Origin of the sequence: Aureimonas phyllosphaerae, assembly GCF_047943035.1 — a bacterium.
In the GTDB taxonomy this organism is placed as follows: Bacteria; Pseudomonadota; Alphaproteobacteria; order Rhizobiales; family Rhizobiaceae; genus Aureimonas; species Aureimonas phyllosphaerae.
Genome location: NZ_CP181348.1, coordinates 4,590,821 through 4,611,229, shown reverse-complemented (window position 1 = coordinate 4,611,229; position 20,409 = coordinate 4,590,821). Strand labels below are relative to the sequence as shown.

Annotated in this window: 14 protein-coding genes and 3 pseudogenes; 10 read left to right on the top strand and 7 right to left on the bottom strand. The window is 65.9% G+C overall.

The annotated features are described in order from the left end of the window. Nucleotides 1-16: 16 nt before the first annotated feature. Nucleotides 17-1,504: an ABC transporter substrate-binding protein gene (locus ACLNGM_RS22075; RefSeq protein WP_416356600.1), complete on the bottom strand. Its 1,488-nt coding sequence runs from the start codon at nucleotides 1,502-1,504 to the stop codon at nucleotides 17-19. Between the two features lie 357 nt (nucleotides 1,505-1,861). Here ACLNGM_RS22075 and ACLNGM_RS22070 point away from each other — a divergent pair. Together ACLNGM_RS22070 and ACLNGM_RS22065 are read left to right on the top strand one after the other, a co-directional pair. After that, a pseudogene (locus tag ACLNGM_RS22070) lies at nucleotides 1,862-2,928 on the top strand (spore photoproduct lyase family protein). Between the two features lie 228 nt (nucleotides 2,929-3,156). Next, on the top strand, nucleotides 3,157-3,492 hold the full coding sequence (locus ACLNGM_RS22065) for a hypothetical protein (RefSeq protein WP_416356599.1): 336 nt from the start codon (nucleotides 3,157-3,159) through the stop codon (nucleotides 3,490-3,492). 143 nt (nucleotides 3,493-3,635) lie between these two features. On the opposite strand, the gene ACLNGM_RS22060 is transcribed toward ACLNGM_RS22065, so the two are convergent. Beyond that, a complete protein-coding gene (locus ACLNGM_RS22060; RefSeq protein ID WP_416356598.1) occupies nucleotides 3,636-7,106 on the bottom strand; it encodes a beta strand repeat-containing protein in 3,471 nt (1,156 codons plus the stop codon). Here ACLNGM_RS22060 and ACLNGM_RS22055 point away from each other — a divergent pair. The 3 genes and pseudogenes from ACLNGM_RS22055 to ACLNGM_RS22045 form a co-directional block, all read left to right on the top strand. Beyond that, on the top strand, nucleotides 7,011-8,636 hold the full coding sequence (locus tag ACLNGM_RS22055; protein WP_416356597.1) for an FAD-binding protein: 1,626 nt from the start codon (nucleotides 7,011-7,013) through the stop codon (nucleotides 8,634-8,636). The two genes, ACLNGM_RS22060 and ACLNGM_RS22055, sit on opposite strands and share 96 nt — an antisense overlap. Nucleotides 8,637-8,777: 141 nt before the next feature. Further along, a pseudogene (locus ACLNGM_RS22050) lies at nucleotides 8,778-9,236 on the top strand (ATP-binding protein); the annotation flags it as partial. Between the two features lie 124 nt (nucleotides 9,237-9,360). Then, nucleotides 9,361-9,525: pseudogene (locus ACLNGM_RS22045) on the top strand (IS481 family transposase); the annotation flags it as partial. 20 nt (nucleotides 9,526-9,545) lie between these two features. Here the strand turns inward: ACLNGM_RS22045 and ACLNGM_RS22040 are convergent. Then, on the bottom strand, nucleotides 9,546-10,433 hold the full coding sequence (locus ACLNGM_RS22040) for a LysR family transcriptional regulator (RefSeq protein ID WP_416356596.1): 888 nt from the start codon (nucleotides 10,431-10,433) through the stop codon (nucleotides 9,546-9,548). A 206-nt stretch (nucleotides 10,434-10,639) separates the two neighbouring features. Here ACLNGM_RS22040 and ACLNGM_RS22035 point away from each other — a divergent pair, with 206 nt between their 5' ends. Further along, the gene (locus ACLNGM_RS22035; protein ID WP_416356595.1) at nucleotides 10,640-11,803 is read left to right on the top strand and encodes a mandelate racemase/muconate lactonizing enzyme family protein; all 1,164 of its coding nucleotides are present in this window, start codon (nucleotides 10,640-10,642) and stop codon (nucleotides 11,801-11,803) included. A gap of 49 nt (nucleotides 11,804-11,852) precedes the next feature. On the opposite strand, the gene ACLNGM_RS22030 is transcribed toward ACLNGM_RS22035, so the two are convergent. After that, nucleotides 11,853-12,755 (bottom strand): LysR substrate-binding domain-containing protein, encoded by a 903-nt coding sequence (locus ACLNGM_RS22030; RefSeq protein WP_416356594.1) that lies wholly within the window; start codon nucleotides 12,753-12,755, stop codon nucleotides 11,853-11,855. A gap of 137 nt (nucleotides 12,756-12,892) precedes the next feature. Here ACLNGM_RS22030 and ACLNGM_RS22025 point away from each other — a divergent pair, with 137 nt between their 5' ends. Both ACLNGM_RS22025 and ACLNGM_RS22020 read left to right on the top strand, forming a co-directional pair. Continuing rightward, a complete protein-coding gene (locus tag ACLNGM_RS22025) occupies nucleotides 12,893-13,861 on the top strand; it encodes a tripartite tricarboxylate transporter substrate-binding protein (protein ID WP_416356593.1) in 969 nt (322 codons plus the stop codon). 67 nt (nucleotides 13,862-13,928) lie between these two features. After that, nucleotides 13,929-15,014 (top strand): tartrate dehydrogenase, encoded by a 1,086-nt coding sequence (locus tag ACLNGM_RS22020; protein WP_416356592.1) that lies wholly within the window; start codon nucleotides 13,929-13,931, stop codon nucleotides 15,012-15,014. 230 nt (nucleotides 15,015-15,244) lie between these two features. Here ACLNGM_RS22020 and ACLNGM_RS22015 read toward each other — a convergent pair whose 3' ends face one another. The 3 genes from ACLNGM_RS22015 to ACLNGM_RS22005 are packed head-to-tail and all read right to left on the bottom strand — an operon-like array spanning nucleotide 15,245 to nucleotide 18,321. Then, nucleotides 15,245-16,399 carry a mandelate racemase/muconate lactonizing enzyme family protein gene (locus tag ACLNGM_RS22015; protein ID WP_416356591.1) on the bottom strand — a complete coding sequence of 385 codons (1,155 nt, stop codon included), beginning with the start codon at nucleotides 16,397-16,399 and terminating at the stop codon, nucleotides 15,245-15,247. A 23-nt stretch (nucleotides 16,400-16,422) separates the two neighbouring features. Then, entirely contained in the window at nucleotides 16,423-17,574 is a 1,152-nt protein-coding gene (locus ACLNGM_RS22010) for a mandelate racemase/muconate lactonizing enzyme family protein (protein WP_416356590.1), read from the bottom strand. Nucleotides 17,575-17,628: 54 nt separating this feature from the next. Further along, a complete protein-coding gene (locus ACLNGM_RS22005) occupies nucleotides 17,629-18,321 on the bottom strand; it encodes a GntR family transcriptional regulator (RefSeq protein ID WP_416356589.1) in 693 nt (230 codons plus the stop codon). 171 nt (nucleotides 18,322-18,492) lie between these two features. Between ACLNGM_RS22005 and ACLNGM_RS22000 the strand changes: the two genes are divergently transcribed. Together ACLNGM_RS22000 and ACLNGM_RS21995 are read left to right on the top strand one after the other, a co-directional pair. Beyond that, nucleotides 18,493-19,056 carry a TRAP transporter small permease gene (locus ACLNGM_RS22000; protein WP_416356588.1) on the top strand — a complete coding sequence of 188 codons (564 nt, stop codon included), beginning with the start codon at nucleotides 18,493-18,495 and terminating at the stop codon, nucleotides 19,054-19,056. Then, nucleotides 19,053-20,378 carry a TRAP transporter large permease subunit gene (locus tag ACLNGM_RS21995; protein WP_416356587.1) on the top strand — a complete coding sequence of 442 codons (1,326 nt, stop codon included), beginning with the start codon at nucleotides 19,053-19,055 and terminating at the stop codon, nucleotides 20,376-20,378. The genes ACLNGM_RS22000 and ACLNGM_RS21995 overlap by 4 nt, the downstream gene beginning before the upstream one ends. The last annotated feature ends 31 nt before the right edge of the window (nucleotides 20,379-20,409 follow it).

The following is a 20,409-nucleotide window of genomic DNA, read 5'->3' as shown; positions in this document are numbered from 1 at the left end:
GTCTGACCTCAGCCGGTCAGTCGGCCTTGGTGATGTTGGCGGCGTAAAATTGCGAGTTCAGGCCGTTGACCGGATAGCCGGTGACATTGGCGCTGGCCACCACGATCTGCGGGTAGAGATAGAGCCAGTTGCTGGCCGCGTCCTCGGCGATCAGCCGGTTGGCCTGCCTCAACTTCTCGGTCTGCCCGGCTTCCGTCGCCTCCTTTTCGGCGTCGGCAATGAGCGTCACCACCTCGGGATTGTTGTAGCCCCAGTAGAAGTCCGGGTTGCCATAGAACACGATGTCGCGGTGGTTGACGTGCTCCTGCAGCGTCGCCTGGAAATCGTGCTTCTGGTAGATCTTCGTGTACCACTCGTTGGCGGTGATGGTGTTGATGTTCACAGTCACACCGATCTTGGCGTACTCGCTCTGCAGGAACTGCGCGACGATCGGATGGGGATCGTAGTCGGGCGTGTCGAGCGTGAAGGTGAAGCCCTCGGGGAGGCCGGCTTCCGCCAGGAGGGCTTTAGCGCTGGCCGGATCGTAGGCGTCGACGCCCGTGAGGTCCTCGTACCACGGGTCGGTCGGCGGCACGAAAGAACCGATCAGCGTGCCGTAGTCACCCCAGATCGCGTTCAGGAGCCGCTTCTTGTCCACCGCCCGGGCGAGCGCCTTGCGAACACGCACGTCGTTGAAGGGCGCCACGCGATCGTTGTAGGCGAGAAGCTCCTTGGTGGTGGAGGCCCCCTCCGACACTGTGAAGGCCGGGTTGTCCCGGAACTGCGCGAGCGCGTCCGGGCTCTGGACCGAAGTGACGACGTCCACGGCGTCGGTCAGGAGGGCATTGCCGAGCGCGGTCGCGTCGGTGAAATACTGGAACACGACCTCGCCGTTCTTCGGCTTGTCGCCCCAGTAGCCGTCGAAGCGACCGATCGCCAGCGCCGAGCCGCGGCGCCAGTCCTCCAGCGTGTAGGGGCCGGTCCCGTCCTCCTTTGCCGTGATATCCCCGGCCGTGTCGTTGACGACCCACACGTAGGACAGGTTGTAGGGAAGAGAGATCGACCGCGTGGAAAGCTTGACCACGACCGTCCGGTCGTCGGGTGTCTCGATCGAGGCGATCGTCGACAGGCTCTTCTTGCGCGAGCTCTTCGATGTCTCCGCCGTCACGCGCTCGATCGAGGCCTTCACGTCGGCTGCCGTCAGCGGATCGCCCGAATGGAAACGCACGCCCTGGCGCAGGGTGAACGTGTGCGTCAGGCCGTCGTCGCTGACGGTATGGTTCTCGGCCAGGACCGGCTCCACGGTGCCCGCATCCGTCAGGCGGTAGAGTGCCTCGTAGACATTGCCGTTGAAGGCCTCGTTGATGCCCTGGCCGGCGCCAGCCGTGTTGTCGAGGTTTTGCGGCTCGTAGAGCGAGCCGACCCGGATCGTGGCGTCGGGATCGACATCCTGCGCTGCGGCCGGGACGGCGCCGAGCGCGATCGACGACAGGAGAAGAAGGACGGCGGACTTCGGAAACGTCATGGCAGGATCCGATTCGAGGATTTGTCAGACGATAGGCTCTGCGCCTCACCTTGCCCACGTACCGGACGCTGCGACTTGGATGTCCGGGAGAACAAAAATTCTCCAGCGGTCTCAAATGATAGGGCAACCTACTACACCAGCAGGCGAACGCTTCGTTCTCTGCTCGGCTGGGTGTCCCATGTCGGCGACTGCCGAGTTGTCCGAGAAATTTTGCCGTCTTCAATGCGAACGGCGCTCTGAGCTTTGTGCCCAATGCCTACGTTGAACGGCGATCGCTTCGCGACCAACGCAAACGACGCCGGGTCCATGAGCTGCGATCGTATGGCAGGGTGTGGGAGCGTGGCCCACATAGTGAGGATGCCCAATCCTTCCGCGCTCCTCGACCCGAAGCTCATCTACCTCGAGCCTTCCATCCTCGGCTACGAGCGCGGCCGCGAGATCCTCGCGCGGTTTCCCGACGCCGAGCGCGTCGAGGTGAAGAGCCACACCAAGATCCCCCAGCTCTACGGCGACAGCGCCTCGGCCGAGGACTGGCTGCGCCTGAAGCGCGAGGTCCTCGTCCTCGGGTCAAGAAGGGTCTCCAGATGCGCCCGAACGGCCGGAGCGCCGACTTCATCGCGCCGTCGTCGTCCAACGGCTGCGCCATGGCGTGCTCTTACTGCTACGTTCCGAGGCGCAAGGGTTACGCGAACCCGATCAGCGTGTTCGTGAACGTCGAACAGGTGGCGGCGGCGATCCGCAAGCACGCGGAGGCGACCGGACCGAAGACCGAGCCGAACCAGGTCGACCCGTACACGTGGGTCTACGACCTGGGCGAGAACGGCGACCTCTCGGTGGACGCTCTCGTCTCGGACAACGTCCGCGACCTCGTGGCGGCGTTCCGAAAGCTTCCTCACTCGAAGGGTTCGTTCGCCACGAAATTCGTGAACCGCGACCTCCTCGACTACGAGCCGCAGGGGAGGACGCGCGTCCGTTTCTCGTTGATGCCCGCCGAGATGGCCAAGGTCGTCGACATTCGGACTTCCCCGATGGCCGAGCGCATCCGGGCGATCAACGACTTCGTGGAGGCGGGCTACGAGGTCCACGCCAACTTCAGCCCCGTAGTCGTCCACGAGGGTTGGCAGGCCGAGTGGCAGCGTTTGTTCCGGGAGATCGACGACGTGCTGACGCCCGCGGCGAAGGCCCAGCTCAAGTGCGAGGTCATCATGCTGACCCACAACGAGCGGCTGCACGACCTGAACATGTCGTGGCACCCGAAGGCGGAGAACTTCCTCTGGCGGCCCGACCTGCAAGAGGATAAGGTCAGCCAGAACGGCATGACGAACGTCCGCTACAGGCACGGCTGGAAGCGCCAGTGGCTCGATCAGCTCCTCGGTTGGATCGGCGAGGCCATGCCCTACTGCGGGGTGCGATACGCGTTCTGATGTCCGGACGCCGGCGCGCGTTCGCGCGCGCTGCACAATGACCGCTTCAGCGCCATCAGCCTATTTCCGAGTGGGGGGCCTCGTATGGCTGAGTTGCCCGTCGGGCGAACCAGCGGCGTCTTCTGCACGTTGCCCACGTGTCGAACTGCTCAGATCGTCCATCGTCGTGCCCATGGTGGCTTGCACGACGGCGACCGATCCTCCGTTCGTCACGGGAGTGGGTGAGGCATGGCAATCTACGCGTTCATGGACATCTCGACAGGGCACCTGACGGCGGAGGACGTCGCGCTCTTGGACGGAGCCGAACTGCCGTTCGACGTGATGCGCTACGACTACGGCTGGGTGGTTTCGACCGCCAAGCTGATCGCCGGTCCCCTACGCGACGGCAGCGTCCGGGACCTGAGCGGGTCCGGTCTCTCAACCGAGTTCATCGCGGCGGCCAAGCTCGCCGGAGAGCGCAACTGCTGGCTCTTGCGGTTTGACGCGGACGCGGATCTCGATCCCGACCTCCCAGTGGGTGGATACGGCATGGACCGGGACCAACTCGCGTCCCCCAGTCTGTAGGCATTCGGGTCAACGGAAGGGACCGCTCCCGCATGCAGCCGAAGGGAGGGTCTCCGCAGACGGGTTGGGGGTCGCGTCAGCGTGCTTTCGTCCGAACCGGGGAACGGAAGGCAGACAGCCCGGCCTCCACCCTCGCCGACGGATCACGCAAAAAAGTCTCCCGTCACGCAGTTCGCAACCACGCCTTGGAGGACGATGTACGACCCATCGGCGAACGCAATGCCGGCGTAGCCTTCCGCCGTCTGCGACACCGTGTAGGCCTGACCTCCAGTCTCGATGCGGTCGCCCTCGAGCAGGTTGAAGTCGGTGACGAGGTCGACCCCGCCCGCGTTCACGACAAAGCGGTCCGCTCCGTTGCCGCCGCTCATGACGTTCGCCCCGGGGCCACCGACGATGTGGTCCGCACCCGAGCTGCCGACGATCGTGTCGTTGCCGTAGCCGCCGAAAACCGTGTTGGTTCCGCTGCCAGCGATGACGACGAGATCGTCCCCGCCATTGGCGTAGACCACGTTGGCCCCGTCGCCCTCGATGCGGACCACGTCCGCCCCGTCGGCGGCGTCGCCATTGAACGAACCGCCATAGACAACGTTGTTGCCGTCGCCGCGGATGGTGACGACGTCGCCCGCACCGGTGCCGCCGTACACGGTGTTCGACCCCGACCCGTTAATGACCACCTCGTCTGCACCGACGCCCGCATAGACAAGGTTGGCGCCGGATCCCTGAACCTCGATCCGGTCGTCGCCGCCGTTGCCGAACAGGGCGTTGGCACCGTTGCCGACCACGAGGATGCGGTCGGCGCCGTCCAGGGGATCGACGTTCGACGAACCTCCGAACACGGTGTTGGCCCCGTCGCCCCGCGCCGTCAACACGTCGCCCACGCCGCTTCCGCCGATCATGATGTTGGCGGCGTCGTTGGCGACCTCGACCGTGTCGGCGCCGACCCCGGCGTAAATGGTGGCCGCGCCATCGGCGGCGTAGGAGACGACGTCGTCACCGCCGTTGCCCCACACCGAAGCAGCCCCCCGGCCGGAGATCGTCAGGAGATCCGCCCCGTCGTCGGGGTTGTTCGGCCCGGTCCCGCCGTAGACGTAGGCAATTTGCCCGAGGATCGGCGTGGCCATGATCTGATCCGACCCCGCCCCGCCGAGGAGCGTGTCATTGCCCGAACCGCCGACGATCGTGTCGTCGCCACCCAGGCCGTCGATTGTCTCGGACGCAGCGGTTCCCACGAGACGGTCGGGCCAAGGGGTCGGTCCGGAAGGAGATGGCGTCGGCGGTGTGGGGGAGGGCGTGGAAGGAGGGGCCGCGGTCGTGTTCGTGACGTTGGTGGCAGCCAGGGACGCGAAGTCGTTGCCCGCGACATCCTGAACGGCGTTTGCGTCATCGCCCGGTGTCGGGTCGGCGTAGGCGACCGTGACGGCGGCCCCCGACGCGACGGCCGAGGCCAGCGTCAATGTCGCTGCGGAGCCAGAGGCCGATACCGCGCTCACGGAGACGGGCATGCCGTTCGCCTTGACGGCGAAGGCGCCCGGCAGCGCCGAGGCGGTGTCCAGCGCCTCGGCGAAGGACAACACCAGCGCGGATCCGTTCACGGTCGCCGAGGAGAGGACCGGCGCGACGGCGTCCACGACGATGGCTGCGTTGGCGCCGAGCGAGCCCGGGGCGCCCGGGGCGGGCAGCGCGAGCGCGGCGTCGTTGCCCGACGTGTCCCGAATGGTCCCGCCGTTCAGGTCGAACGCTGAGGTGCCGACCGTGTCGAGGTCGGCCGCAACGTCTCCCGGTTGGACGTCGTAACGGAAGACGATCGTATCCGTGCCGGCGCCGCTGACATACTCCGCGAACCGATCGGTCGTACCCGTCTCCAGCGCGAGGCGCGGCACCCCTGCCACGTCCACCGCCTTCGAGAAGGTGACGCGGATGTCGATCGCGCTCCCCGCGGCGTAGGTGCCGCTCGGCGTCACGGCGGTCAGGGCCATCACGGATGGCGCGCCCGTATCGACCAGAACGCCGGAGGTCGAGCCGACGTTGTTGAGGGTGAGGACGGCGTCGTTGCCCGCAACGTCCTGAATCGTGCCGCCGTTGACGGCGAAGGAGCCGATGGCGATGCCATCGGGGTCCGCATTCCCGGCCGCGACCGTGTAACGGAAGAGCAGGCTGCCGCTGCCGGAGCCGGAAACATAATCCGCCGAGACGGCACCGCCCGAATTCAGGACCATGCCGAGGCGCGGAGTCCCGGTGACCGTGTCGACGAACACGGCCTCGTCGAAGTCGACAGTGAACTCGAGCTGTTGCCCGGCACCGTAGGTCCCGTTTGCGGGAACGGCGACGGATGCCACGGACGGTCCGGTGGCATCGACCGTGACGGACGTCGGGACGGCGGAGGTGCTCGTGTTTCCGGCGCTGTCCTGTGCCGTCGCGACCAAGCGGTAGGTACCGTCGCCAAGGCTAGACGTCGCCAGCGACCAGTCGCCGTTGCCGTCAGCGGTCGTCGTGCCGAGCGTCGTGCCGCGGTCGAGGTCGAGCAACCGGACGATGGCGCCCGCCTCGGCGTGTCCGCCGACCGTGGGCGTCCTGACGGCCGTCACGCCGTCCGTGGCCGACGCACCGCTGTCGCTCCCGGCAGCCAAGGCCAAAGCAGTCGGGGCACCAGGCGCAGTCGCATCGACCGTGACGGCGGACAGCGAGACCGAAGGGCCAACGTTGCCCGCCTGGTCTGTTTGGCGCACCTGGACGTCGCCGGCGGCGTAACTTCCGCTTGCGAGGGTAAAGGTCGAACCGGATCCCGGAACAAACGTGGCCCCGCCGTTCACCGAGTATTGCCAGGTTGCGTTGGTCTCGAGGCCCCCGACGTTCACGATGCCGACGTTGGTGATGCCGTCGGCTCCGCTGCTGCCCGTGTCGAGAGCGAGCGACGCCGCGGGCTGGGCAGGGGTGTCGCGGTCCACGGCATGCGTGCCGCCGGCCGTGTAGGCGGAAACGTGTCCGTTGGTGCCGTCGCCGTTGCCCGTGGCGTCCGTGACGTCGGTGAGCGCGTTCAGGTCGACACGGAGGGTCCCGGTGCCCGCGACGGCTGTGACGGTGACGTCGTAGGTCGTACCGCCGCTTCCTCCCGCCGGGGCGAGTCCGGAGATCGTACCGTTGGCCGTGCCGGTGGCAACGAGGCTGAAATCGTCGGCGGTGAGGTTCCGGACGGCCTCGTCGAAGACGACGCGATAGGTGATGACCGAGGCGTTCGCGGCGGCCGGACCAGTGTAGGCGATGCTGCTGACCGACGGCGGCGCGGTGTCGGTAGCGGCGATGGCCCTGATGTCGTCGAAGACGTAGTCGTTGGTGCCGAAGTCGGCCGAATGGGTGCCGTTCTGGGAGGAGACGGTCACTTTCGTCACGTCATCGATGGCCGCCAATCCACCGAAGGTTGACACGGTCCGATCGCCGTTCGGCGACGCAGAGAACGTCCCGGTGGCAAACGAGCCGTTGGCATACTCGACGCGCACCGTCACGGTGTCGACCACCGCGGTGTGGTAGGCGAAGCCACCAAGGTCGAAGGTGTATCCGATCGGTGCGGCGATCGTGAAGCTCGTTGCGTCCGGCCCGACGCCCATGTCGGAGGACACCAGATAGCCGTGGTACGGGACACGCTGGTCGTAGCCGTTGTCGAAGAAATATCCGTCCTTTCCGGAAAAGCCGAAGGACTGCCCGCCGACGACGCGGTTGAAGTTGCCCGAGCCGCTGTTCAGTTCCGCCGCGGTGAAGGTCACCGTTTCGAGGATCGTCGCGATTTCGGAGAATTCAGGGTTCCCGACGAACCCGGTCTCGATCGCGTGGGTGGCGTCGACAGCGGGCGAGCCCTGAGCCCGGCTCCGTTCGACGGAAGACTTCTGGGCGACGACTTCAAGCTGATCGGGGACCCGATTCGAGTGGTCCTCGGCGGGATGATGATCTCGTCGGGCGAAGTCGGCAAGTTCCTCAATCCTTTCCAGTCCGCGGCAGCCCTGAAGCACGTGCTGGGCAGGGTGTCACGTTACGCAAAGGATCGCGTGAAGCATCCGAGAGGCACTGAACTCAGCGGTGGCAACGCGCTCATCGCCCGCCTGCTCACGAGCTTGCGCAAGCGCAAGGTCCCGGTGACCGTCGGCGCGACTTTGGTCGACCTCGTCCGTTCACCCGATGGTCGCGTGATCGGAGCTGAGATCCGGGAAGGGGGCAAGACGCTCCGTGTCGGCGCGAAACGTGCCGTCGTCCTTGCGACGGGCGGCTTCGCACGCAGCGCCGAACTCCGGAGCGAGATGAGCGGCGCGCATCAGCATGACCACACCCTCGCTCACCCGGACGTCACCGGCGACGGCATCAGCGCGGCTCGCCGCGCCGGCGCGACCGTCGACACAGAGGGAGCGAGCGCGGGCTTCTGGACGCCGATCTCACTTCTGAACGACGGCAAGAGCCCGGTGAAGTCCGTGCCCTACGGCTGGCTCGACCGGGGCCGCCCCGGCGTCATCGCCGTCGGGCCCGACGCGAAGCGCTTCGTCAACGAGTCCAACTCCTACCACGACATCTGTCTGGCCATGTTCGACAGCGGCTACCCTACCGATCGTCGCTTCTTCTTCATCTGCGACGGGGTCTTCCTAAAGAAGCGCGACATGGGTCATCTCCTGCCGTATCCCTGGACCCGGAACGCCGAGAAGTACGAGAAGCTCGGCTACCTGTCCTCGGGACGGACGATCGGCGAGCTGGCCGAGAAGATCGGGCTCGATCCCGCCGGGCTCGAGGCCACGGTGCGCGAGCACAACGCGCATGCCGTCGAGGGCATCGATCCTCTCTTCGGCCGTGGCGAGTCCGCCTTCAACCGTATGCTCGGGGATCCGGCGGTCGGGAAGCTCAACCCGAACCTCGGTTCGATCTCCGAAGGTCCGTTCTATGCGTTGCGGATCGTGCCCGCGACGCTCGGAACGTCGGCTGGCCTTTCCACCGGCACCTCCGGAGAAGTGCTCGGGCCGGACGGCAACGGCATTCCGGGGCTCTATGCCTGCGGCAACGACATGACGTCGCCGATGCGGGGCATCTATCCGGGAGCGGGAATCACGATCGGTCCCGGCATCGCCTTCGCGTACCGGGCGATCGAGGATATTGCCCGCAAGTCGAACTGACGGCTGACGGTCGCGTCGAGAGCCTGTTGCGAGTGGATGCGAGGGCACCGTCTTTGCGGACGGTGCCATTCGACGTCCCTCGGATACGACTTTGATTTGCATGTTGTGTCAGGGACCGTTCCTTGCGGATAGCGTCGCCAGTTGGGTGCCTGCCAGAAGTGCTTCACCGTCGCGTTCACGAACGCCGCGGCGCTCGTCCATCAGCTCAAGGAAGCCCGCGAGGAGCGCCGCCTTCTGAAGCAGCGGCACGATCTTCAAGCGGTCGATCTCTTGATCGTCGACGAGCTCGGCTACGTGCCTTTGTCGGCGACTGGAGCCAAGCTTCTGTTCGAGGTGTTCTCGCAGCGCTTCAAGCGCGGCTCGACCATCATCACGTTGGATTTCCCCTTCCAGGACTGGACGAGCCTCCTTGGGTCCGAGCGGCTGACCGGCGCGCTGTTCAATCGCCTGACGCACCACGTCCATATCCTGACGATGAACGGCGACAGCTATCGCCTTAAGCAATCCGCCGGGCGACGCCGCGCCGCCGCCAAGGCGAAGCAAAATCAAGCCACCGCCGACGCCGTCGATCCCGACACGGGCGAGATCATCAGACCCTGATCCTCGAGTCGTTCGCAGCGACACAGGAACGGGCCCGATCGAGCCCTTTCCTCTGTCGCGCCCTCCCGGCAACGTGGCCTGCTTTCACACCGCCGCACTGGCCTGGAATTTCTCCGCCGTTGACATTCGAACGCATCTCGCCGACTTCGCGGCGGCCTCCAACTTCGGCCGCCGGCTCAAGGCGATCGGTGGTCTCACTCCCTGCAAATATGTAGCGAGGATCTGAACCTCAGAGCCAGACCGGTCCATCGTCAATCCGATCCACCAAATGCCGGGACTGAACACCTAAGCGCTTAGGCGCTTTGGCTCTCAAGCGATCGCCGACCAGACGCCTTCCGCCGCATCGCTCTGGCGGGCCAGGGGGCGGAAGAGCCGAATCTGCAGGGGGATCTCGCACGAGGCTCCACCTGCGCGCACGAGGCGGCCGTCGCGGAGGTCGTCCGCCGCCAGCGTCATGGGAAGCCAGGCCAGCCCGGCTCCGGACCGGGCCATCGTCAGGAGCGTGGCCGCCAGATGAGACGTGAACACAGGCCGGAACCGTCGGGAAAGCGCCGTGTCCCGCATCGCCGAGCTGATGATCCGGCCAAGTCCCGAAGTTTCGCCGTATTCGAGATAGTCGATTGGCGCCTTTCCGCCGATCGCCCAGACCGGCAGGCCGTCGCTGTCCGGCGCGCTGACCGCAATCAGCGTATCGTCGCCGACGAGAGCGCTTCGAAACCGCGAGGCGTCGAAGTGGACGGGTGCGTCGGGATGATGGTGGCAGAGAAGGAACTGCGCGTCGCCGCGCGCCAGGATATCCTCGCAGGCCGCCATGGTGTCGGAGATCAGTTTCAAATGCCCGCGGCCGAACAGGTCGTCGTTGCGACGGATCCAGGCGGGAAAGAAGGTGAACGAAAGGACGTGGGTTGCCGCGACCGTCAGCGCGTGGGTCTGGCGCTCGGCAACGGCCAGCGTATCCCGCCGCACCTGCTGGATTGTCCTTGCGAGCATCTCGGCCTGGTCGCGGAACTTGGCGCCGGCGGCGGTCATGGCGACCGAATGGGTCGTGCGTACGAAGAGGTCCGTCCCCACCCATCGCTCCAGCGCCCGGATGCGCCGGGAGAAGGCGGGCTGCGTCACGTTGCGACGCTCGGCCGCGCGCGAAAAGTTCAGCGTGACGGCGAGCGCCAGATAGTCATCCAACCAAATCGCGTCCATCGGTGATGCTCTTTCGGTATGAACTGCAACGGCCTTAGCATTGGCGTCGGGTGAGCTCCAGCGCTATCCCGGAACCGATCCATGCGGCGGCGGCGCTCGTCCGACGATCTGGGGCAAAGCCGACGCGGCATCATGATCCAGGCTAGGCAGCCCGATCATGGTGACGCGCCCGTTCTCATCCGTTCCCTTCGAACCAAGGCTTCATCATGCGTATTGTCGACGTCGTCGATGTCACCAAGCCCATCGCCTCGCCCATCCGCAACGCCTATATCGACTTCTCCAAGATGACCGCGAGCCTTGTGGCGGTCGTAACGGACGTCGTGCGCGACGGTCGCCGCGTCGTCGGCTACGGCTTCAACTCGAACGGCCGCTACGGCCAAGGCGGACTGATCCGCGAGCGCTTCCGGGATCGGATCCTCGAGGCCGATCCGCAAACCCTCCTGAACGACGCCGGTGCGAACCTCGACCCCCATCGCATCTGGGCCAAGATGATGACGAACGAGAAGCCGGGCGGCCATGGCGAGCGCTCGGTCGCCGTCGGCACCATCGACATGGCGGTCTGGGACGCGGTCGCCAAGATCGAGGGCAAGCCGCTCTTCCGGCTCCTGGCCGAGATGAAGGGCCGCGAGGCGAACCCGAGGGTCTTCGTCTACGCCGCGGGCGGCTACTACTATCCCGGCAAGGACGACTCCGCGCTGCGCAGGGAGATGCGCGGCTACCTCGACCGGGGCTACAACGTCGTGAAGATGAAAATCGGCGGCGCCTCGCTCGACGAGGACCGGCGTCGGATCGAGGCGGTCCTGGAGGAGATCGGGTCGCAGGCGCGCCTTGCCGTCGATGCGAACGGCCGCTTCGACCTCGAGACCGGCATCGCCTATGCCAAGATGCTCCGGGACTACCCGCTCTTCTGGTACGAGGAGATCGGCGACCCGCTGGACTACGCGCTCCAGGCCGCGATCTCCGAGTTCTACGACGCGCCGATGGCGACGGGCGAGAACCTCTTCTCGCACCAGGACGCCCGCAACCTCCTGCGCTACGGCGGCATGCGCGCCGACCGCGACTACCTCCAGTTCGATTGCGCCCTGTCCTACGGCCTCGTGGAGTACCTGCGGACCCTCGACGTCCTGCGCCAGTTCGGCTGGTCGCCGGAGCGCTGCGTTCCCCATGGCGGCCATCAGATGTCGCTCAACATCGCGGCCGGCCTTGGGCTCGGCGGCAACGAAAGCTATCCCGACCTCTTCCAGCCCTATGGCGGGTTCCCGGATGGCGTAAAGGTCGAGGACGGGCACATCGTGATGCCCGACCTGCCGGGCATCGGCTTCGAGGGCAAGTCCGACCTCATCAAGGTCATGCGCGAACTCGCGGAGTGAAGCGTCGTCGGGGCGGGAACCTACGCCCGCCTCGACGTGCGATCGCGCTTCAAGAGACCGGCAGGTGCTTCCCGAGGACATCCCAGAGGGCCTCCGCCCAAGGGCCGAGGTTCCTGTCGGGCCTCAGGAGGACGATGTCCACCTCGACCCCGTCACCGCCGCCTAGTTCGACGAGACAGCCGTCGCCGCCGAGTTCGTCGTCGACGAGGCTGAGGGGGAGCCAAGCGACGCCCCGGCCCTCCATGGCCATCGCCTTCAACGCGATCGCCAAGTGAGACGTGAAGATCGTGCTCATGCCCTCCGGCTTGGCATGGGAACTCGCCTCGATGATGCGTCCCATGCCCGAATTGCCGTCGAAGGCAAGGAGAGGCGTCGGGTCGGCCAGGTTTCCGGGAAACGAGAACATGGCTTCTCCCCGCCCGTCGCGCTTGCAGACGGGAACAAGCCTGTCGCTGCCGATCACCTTCCAGGAGAAGGCCGCGGGGTCGAGCCGAGCCGGCGCTGCGGGATGGTGGTGACACAGCAGGAAGTCCGCCGTGCCCTCCGCCATGAGCCGTTCGCAGGCGACCATGTTGTCGGCGTAGAGATGAACTGGCGCCGCGGCGAGGGTCGGCTCCAGCGCCTTCAGCATCCGGGGGAACGCCGTCAGCGACAGCGCGTGCGTGGAGGCGAAGCGCAGCGTCGGGCGATCCTGCATCGCGGCCCGGGCGCTCCTGCGCCCGGCATCGAGCGACCGCCTGACCTGGTCGGCCAATTCCAGCATCACCCGTCCGGCGGCGGTCAGCTCGAGCCGGTGGCTCGACCGATCGACGAGCGGCTCGCCCACCCATTCCTCGAACGCCCGGATACGCCGGCTGAAGGCGGGTTGCGTGACGTTCCTCGTCTCGGCCGCACGCGAGAAGTTCAAAACCTTCGAAAGCGCGACGAGGTCTTCGAACCAGGATAGTTCCACGGCCTCGGTCCCCGGCATAGATCTAGGCAGAATAGGCATTGGACGCCTCCGGCACGATCGCGGGAAATGCGCGGCGAGGCAAGGCAGGGAGCGACGGCACGCCGTCGGTCGGGCCTCGCAACATCCGGGAGGACCGCATGAACCGACTCATCGCAAGCCTTGTCGTCGCGTTGGCCACCACGACCGCCGCGATCGCACAGGAATACCCGACGAAGCCCATCACGATGCTGGTGCCGTTCGCCGCCGGCGGCCCGACCGATACGGTCGCGCGCCTGACGGCCGAGGCGATGTCGAAGACACTGGGACAGAACATCCTAGTCGAGAACCTTCCCGGCGCGGGCGGAACGATCGCGGCCGGGCGGGCCGCCGAATCCGCACCCGACGGCTATACCATTCTTGTCCACCATATCGGCATGTCGACGGCCCCGACGCTCTACCGCCAACTCCGCTTTGACCCGGTGACGGCCTTCGCGCCCATCGGACTCGTGACGGAGGCTCCGATGACCATCGTGGCCCGGCCCGACTTCGAGGCGTCGACGCTCGCCGAGCTCATTCAGACGATCAAGGCCGACAGCGAGGCCATCACCTACGCCAACGCCGGCATCGGCGCGGCCTCGCATCTCTGCGGGATGCTGTTCATGTCGACGGTCGGCGCCCAGATGACGACCGTGCCCTATAAGGGCAACGGGCCGATCATGACGGACCTCATGGGAAGCCAGATCGACATGACCTGCGATCAGGCGACGAATACAGCCGGCGCGCTCCGGGAGAAACAGATCAAGGGCTATGCCGTGACGGCAGCCGAGCGGCAGGCGGCGATCCCCGAACTGCCGACGACTGCCGAGGCGGGCCTTCCGAACTTCGAGCTCAGCGTATGGCACGGCGTGTACGCGCCCGCCGGAACGCCGGATGCGGTGCTCGCCAAGCTGACGGCGAGTCTCCAAGCGGCCGTCGAGGACGAGGCGATGGGCAAGCGCCTGAACGACATCGCGACATTGCCCGCCACGAAGGATCAGGCGACGCCCGCAGCGCTGAAGGAGCGGCTTTCGAGCGAGATCGCGCGCTGGAAGCCGCTGATCGAAGCGGCAGGCCAGTTCGCCGACTGATGAACGACACGTAGGGGCGGGCGAGGCGTCCGCCCCGGCCGCCCAACGAGACATTAAGGGTATCCCCATGACCAACCGCGTCCACCGCATCGCCGTGATCCCCGGTGACGGCATAGGCAAGGAAGTCGTCCCCGAAGGGCTTCGCGTGCTCGAGGCCGCGGGCCGGCGCTATGGGTTCGAGGTTCGCTCCGACCACTTCGACTTCGCATCCTGCGACTACTACGAGCTTCACGGCCAAATGATGCCGGACGACTGGAAGGAGCGGATCGGCGGACACGACGCCATCTTCTTCGGGGCCGTCGGATGGCCGGAGAGGGTTCCCGACCACATCTCCCTTTGGGGCTCGCTGATCCAGTTCCGGCGCGAGTTCGACCAGTATGTTAGCCTGCGGCCCGTCCGCCTGATGCCGGGCGTTCCCTCGCCGCTGGCCGGCCGGAAGCCCGGCGACATCGACTTCGTCGTCGTTCGCGAGAACACCGAGGGCGAGTACTCGTCGATCGGCGGCCGCATATTCCCGGGGACCGAGCGCGAGACCGTCCTCCAGGAGACGGTGATGACGAGGATCGGCGTCGACCGCATCCTTAAGTACGCCTTCGACCTCGCCGCCTCCCGCGGCAAACACCTCACCTCAGCCACGAAGTCCAACGGCATCTCGGTGACGATGCCGTACTGGGACGAGCGGGTGGAGGCGATGGCCGCGAATTACCCCGACGTTCGCTGGGACAAGTACCACATTGACATCCTGACCGCCCATTTCGTCTTGAACCCGGACCGGTTTGACGTGGTCGTCGGCTCCAACCTCTTCGGCGACATCCTCTCGGACCTCGGGCCCGCCTGCACGGGCACGATCGGCATCGCGCCCTCGGGCAACATCAATCCCGAACGGAAATTCCCTTCGCTCTTCGAGCCCGTTCACGGGACGGCACCGGACATCGCGGGCATGAACGTCGCCAACCCCATCGGCCAGATCTGGGCCGGCGCGATGATGCTGGAACACCTCGGCGAGACGGAAGCCGCAGCGGCAATTCTGTCGGCCATCGAACGCAGCCTCCTGCGGCCCGAAACGCGGACCCGAGACCTCGGCGGCACCGCAGATACAACAACGTCCGGCGAAGCTGTGGCGGCGGCGTTGACTGAATTGATCTCGGCATAGCAGCTCCCCTCCAGAAAAAAGGGAATGGGTCAGTAAAGGCATGGCGAGAGGATCCTTGAGCCGTTGGGTCCTCTTGCTTTCCTTGCGCTCAGAACGTGAAAATCTTCCGAGATCACAATGACCACTGCGGAACAAGCTTGAGCATTGTAGCGGCCTCAATGGTTCGTTTGCGAAATGGCAGCTCTCCGCACAACCGATCCGAAACCTGCCTGTTCGCTTTCGGCCCTGATCTACCAGTTTGTGACCGAGCCATCCTTTCTGACGAGATGTGGCATTTCGGAAAACCTAAACGGCTCGGCATCGGCCAGTGCGTCTTCGTCGATCTCGATGCCGAGCCCGGGCGCGTCCGGAACCGGAAAGCTTGCTCCCTGAAGGCGTATGCGAGATCGGAACACAGGCGAGTCCTGGCGCGCGCTGTTGTCCTCACCCGGCGTTTCCCAGCATTCGAGATAGGACATATTGGAAATCGCGGCGCACAGATGCACCGTCGCAGCTGTGCAGATCGGCCCGAGCGGGTTGTGCGGCATCAGGTCGACGTAGTGCGCCTCGCACCAGCCCGCGACCTTCATCGCCTCGGTGAAGCCCCCGACATTGCAGATGTCGAGGCGCGCATACTGCATGAAGCCGCCCTCGACATAAGGCAGGAACTGCCACTTGGACGAGAACTCCTCTCCGATCGCGAAGGGCATGCGCGTCATTCGCCGCAGGGCAGCATAGGCTTGTGGCGTCTCGTCCCGGATCGGCTCCTCAAGGAAATCGAGCGTTCCTTCAGGCAGACGCTGGCAGAAGGACGCAGCCTCTGCCACGCTCAGCCGATGATGATAGTCGACGCCCAGCACGACGCGCTCGCCAAGTTCCCAACGCGCTGAGACTAGCCAGTCGGCGATCTCGGCGATGTGCTGGCGGGGTTCATAGGGCGAGCGCTCATCGGACCGCCAGCCAAGCCGCAGGGCCTCCCACCCGGCATCGATCGCCCGGCGCGCCGCCGCGATCAGCGCGTCGGGACCGTCGGCGCGCACGCAGCCAAAGGTAGGGACGAAGTCACGCTGGCGACCGCCCAAGAGCTTGTGCACTGGGACGCCCAGCGCCTTGCCCTTGATATCGTAAAGCGCGATGTCGATAGCCGAGATCGCGGCGGTCAGGACGCGCCCTCCCTCAAAATACTGCGAGCGGTACATCTCCTGCCAGATCCGTCCGATACGACGGGCATCCTGACCGATGAGGAATTCGGTATAGTGCCGGATCGCGGCAGCAACGGCGAGTTCGCGCGACGACAAGCCGGACTCGCCCCAGCCGCTGATCCCTGCGTCAGTCTCGACCTTCACCAAGAGCTGGTTCCGGTCGCCGATCCAGACCGGAAACGTCCGGACAGCCGTAATTTTCATCGCTCATCCTTTCCGGGGGGCGGCTACCAGTTCGTGAATCCGCCGTCGGAGCGGCGAAGATGCGGGGGCTCGCTGAAACGGAAGGCCTGGTCGCGCACAAGGTCCTCGTTCACCTCGACGCCGAGGCCCGGCCGATCCGGAACGGGATAGACTGTGCCCGCAAGCTCGATCTGGACCGGAAAGACCTCGCGAGCGTCGAAGCCAAGCTGCTCCACGGGCGAGGATCGGCATTCGAGCCAGGCGAAGTTCGGAACCGCCGCGGCCAGATGTACACTTGCCGCGGTGCAGATCGGTCCCAGCGGGTTGTGCGGCATCAGGTCGACGTAGTGCGCCTCGCTCCACCCGGCGATCTTCATCGCCTCCGTGAAGCCCCCGACATTGCAGATGTCGAGTCGGTTGAACTGGGCGATATCGCCTTCGATGTAGGGCAAGAACTGCCATTTCGACGAGAACTCCTCGCCGATTGCAAATGGGATGTCGGTCATCGTGCGCAGGGCCACGTAGGCGCCCGGCGTCTCGGCCCTTATCGGTTCCTCGAGGAAGTCGAGCGTGCCGCTTGGGAGGCGCTGGCAGAACGTTGCGGCCTCGGCGACGCTGAGGCGGTGGTGATAGTCGATGCCTAGCACGGTCGCCGAACCGAGCGCCTCGCGCGCTGTCACCAGCCACTTGGCAGTCGGTCCGATCGAGGCGTGGGGATCCATCCGGTCGCTTGCATGCTGCCCGGCGGGCACGAAGCGTATGCAGTCCCAACCAAGTGATTGTAGGTGCAGCGCCTCTTCGACCATGCGCGGTCCGGGTTCGGAAGGAACCGTAGCGAACGCCGGTACGACGTCGCGCTGCCGTCCGCCCAAAAGCTCGTAGACGGGTACGCCGAGCGCCTTTCCGGCGATGTCGTGGAAGGCGATGTCGAGAGCCGAGATCGCGGCCGAAAGGACTCGCCCGCCCTCGAAATACTGCGAGCGGTACATCTCCTGCCAGAGAGCGCTGATCCGCGATGGATCGCGTCCGATCAGAAACTCGCGGAAATGATCGATAGCGCCCATAACGGCGCGCTCGCGTGAGGACAGGCCGGATTCTCCCCAGCCATCGATCCCTGCGTCGGTCTCGACCTTGACCAGAAGCTGGTTCCGGAGCCCGACCCAGACGGGATAGCAGCGAATGTCGGTGATCTTCACGCGAGACGATCCTGTGCGGGAAAGGGCGGCGCGGCGGACGGTCGGCCGGCCATGTCAGCTCGTCATGCCAGCCGAGCGCAACCGGTCCACCAGATACTGCGAGGCGCCCCGGACGTGCTCTTCCGCGACGCGTGCGGCCTGTTCGCCGTCGCCGCTGCGGATTGCCTCGATGATCGCGCGGTGCTCCACATGGACCTTGCGCCGCCGTGCGGGCGCGATGTCGAAGCGCCGGTTCATCAAGTCGAGAACCTTGCGCTGGCGCACCTCCAGCGTCACCGCCTCGTGGTTGTAGTGGCCACGGAACATGGTCGTGTGGAAGCGATCGTTGAGCGCCCGGTGCTCCTCGTAGGAATTGTCCGGATTCTCCATCCGCGTCTGGAGCTCCTCCAGCGTCGCGATCTGCTCGGCGGTCGCGGTGGAGACGAACCAGCGCGTGAGATAGGGCTCCAAAAGGGCGCGGATGTCGTAGACGTTGCGCGCGTAGTCCGCGCCGATCGTGCGCACCCGGGCGCCCCGGTTCGGCTCGATCACGACGATGCCCTCGCCCTGGAGGTGGTGGAGCGCCTCGCGGACCGGATTGACGCTTGTGCCGTAGCGCGCGGCGAGCTCGGCCGTCTTGAGCCGGGATCCCGGCTCCAGACGACCCTCGACGATGTCCTCGCGGATCAGGTCGTGCAGCCGTTCCGACGAGGCCTGCACCTCGCCGTCCTCGGCGCCATCCCGCCCGCTCCGCCCGATCGTATCCACCGTCGCTCTCCCAACCACCTCAGAGGTTTTTGGCACGGACCCGACCAAGGATCAAGAACGCACATAATGTTTGACTGATTGTGTGCGATATGGTTTCGATTGTGGACGGTTTGGGAGAGCCGTGCCGTAATTTGTCCGATTTGCAGGGCACGGCAGACCGGGGAGGCGCGGTTGCACAAGGCCATCGACGTTCTATTCAAGCTGTTTGAGGCGCTGATGGTCGTCTGCCTGGCCGGCATGGTGGTCATGGTCTTCGGCAACGCCGTGTTGCGGAAGCTGTCCGACTACGGCCTGGTCCTATTCGGCGGCGGCATCACCGTGTCGGAGGAGGTGTCGCGCATCTTCTTCGTGTGGCTGACCTTCGTGGGTGCGGTGGTCGTCGCGAGGGACGGCTCGCACATGGGCGTCGAGACCTTCGTCGCGCGATTTGGTCCGGGCGGCCGCAAGGTGCTGATGCTGGCGACCAATGTCCTGATCGTCATCTGCTGCGCTGTCTTCTTCTGGGGCACCTGGCGGCAGACGCCCATCCACAGTGGCAACTACGCGCCGATCACCGGCATCTCGATGATCTGGGTCTACGGCGTCGGGTTCGTGGCGAGCGTCGGCATGGGCCTTGTCGCCGCCGCGCAGGCGCTGCGGATCGCCACCGGACGCATATCCGAGGCGGAAGTCCGAAAGTTCGCCGGCGAGTTCGAGGACGACCTCGCCGAAACGCCGAAGGGACGCGCCGAATGACCGTCGCGGTCTTCCTCCTGTCGCTCTGCGGCGCCATGGCGATCGGCGTGCCGGTTGCGTTCTCGCTGGTTCTCTGCGGCCTCGCCCTGATGCTCTACATGGGCATCTTCGATTCCCAGATCGTCGCCCTCAAGCTGATCGAGGGCGCCGACAACTACCAGCTCCTGGCGCTGCCCTTCTTCCTCCTGGCGGGCGAGCTGATGAACGCGGGCGGCCTGTCGCGGCGCATCATCAACTTCGCCATCTCGCTGGTCGGGCACTTCCCCGGCGGCCTCGGCTATGTCGTGATCCTGGCGGCGCTGATCCTCGCCTCGATCTCCGGCTCGGCAGCCGCCGACACGGCGGCCCTTGCCTCCATCCTCATCCCGATGATGCGAAAGGCGAACTACGACATGCCGCGTTCGGCCGGCCTGATCGCCTCGGGCGGCATCATCGCTCCGGTCATCCCCCCGTCGGGCGGCTACATCATCTTCGGCGTCGCGGCCAACGTCTCGATCACGCAGCTCTTCCTCGCCGGCATCTTCCCCGGCATCCTGATGGGACTGTCGCTCGTGATCGCCTGGGCGATCGTCGCCCGTCACGACAAGGTGGCGACGATGCCGCGCGCCACGGGCGTCGAGCGCGTCAAGGCGTTCCGCGACGGCTTCTTCGCCCTCGTCATGCCCGCCATCATCCTCGGCTGCATCAAGTTCGGCTGGGCGACGCCGACGGAAGCCGCCGTCTTCGCCGCGGCCTACGCGCTCTTCTGCGGCATGGTGATCTACCGCGAGCTGAAGCCCTCGCAGCTCTACGGCGTCTTCCTGATGGCGGCCAAGACCACAGCCGTCGTGATGTTCCTCGTCGCGGCCGCCTTGATCTCGGCATGGCTGATTACGCAGGCCAACATCCCCGCCGAGATGGGCGCCCTTCTCGAAGGGCTGAAGGACAACCCGACGCTCCTCCTCGTCATCATGATGGCGCTGGTGGTGCTGGTCGGAACGGCGCTCGACTTCGCGCCGACCGTCCTCATCCTGACGCCGATCCTGATGCCGCTCGTGCGGGCGGCCGGCATCAACGAGGTCTATTTCGGCGTCCTCTTCATCATGAACAACGCCATCGGCCTCATCACGCCGCCGGTGGGCATCGTGCTGAACGTCGTGTCGGGGGTCGCCCGCGTCTCCATGGGACGGGTGATCCGCGGCGTGGCGCCGTTCTTCGTCGCGCAGACATCGGTGCTCTTCCTGCTCGTCCTCCTGCCGCAATGGGTGATCGCGCCGCTCCAGTGGCTGCGCGGACGCTCAAGCTTCGGTGAGATGATCCAGGCCATGTTCCCGTTCTTCTGACGGGCGCTCCGACGACGCATCCGGCCGGACG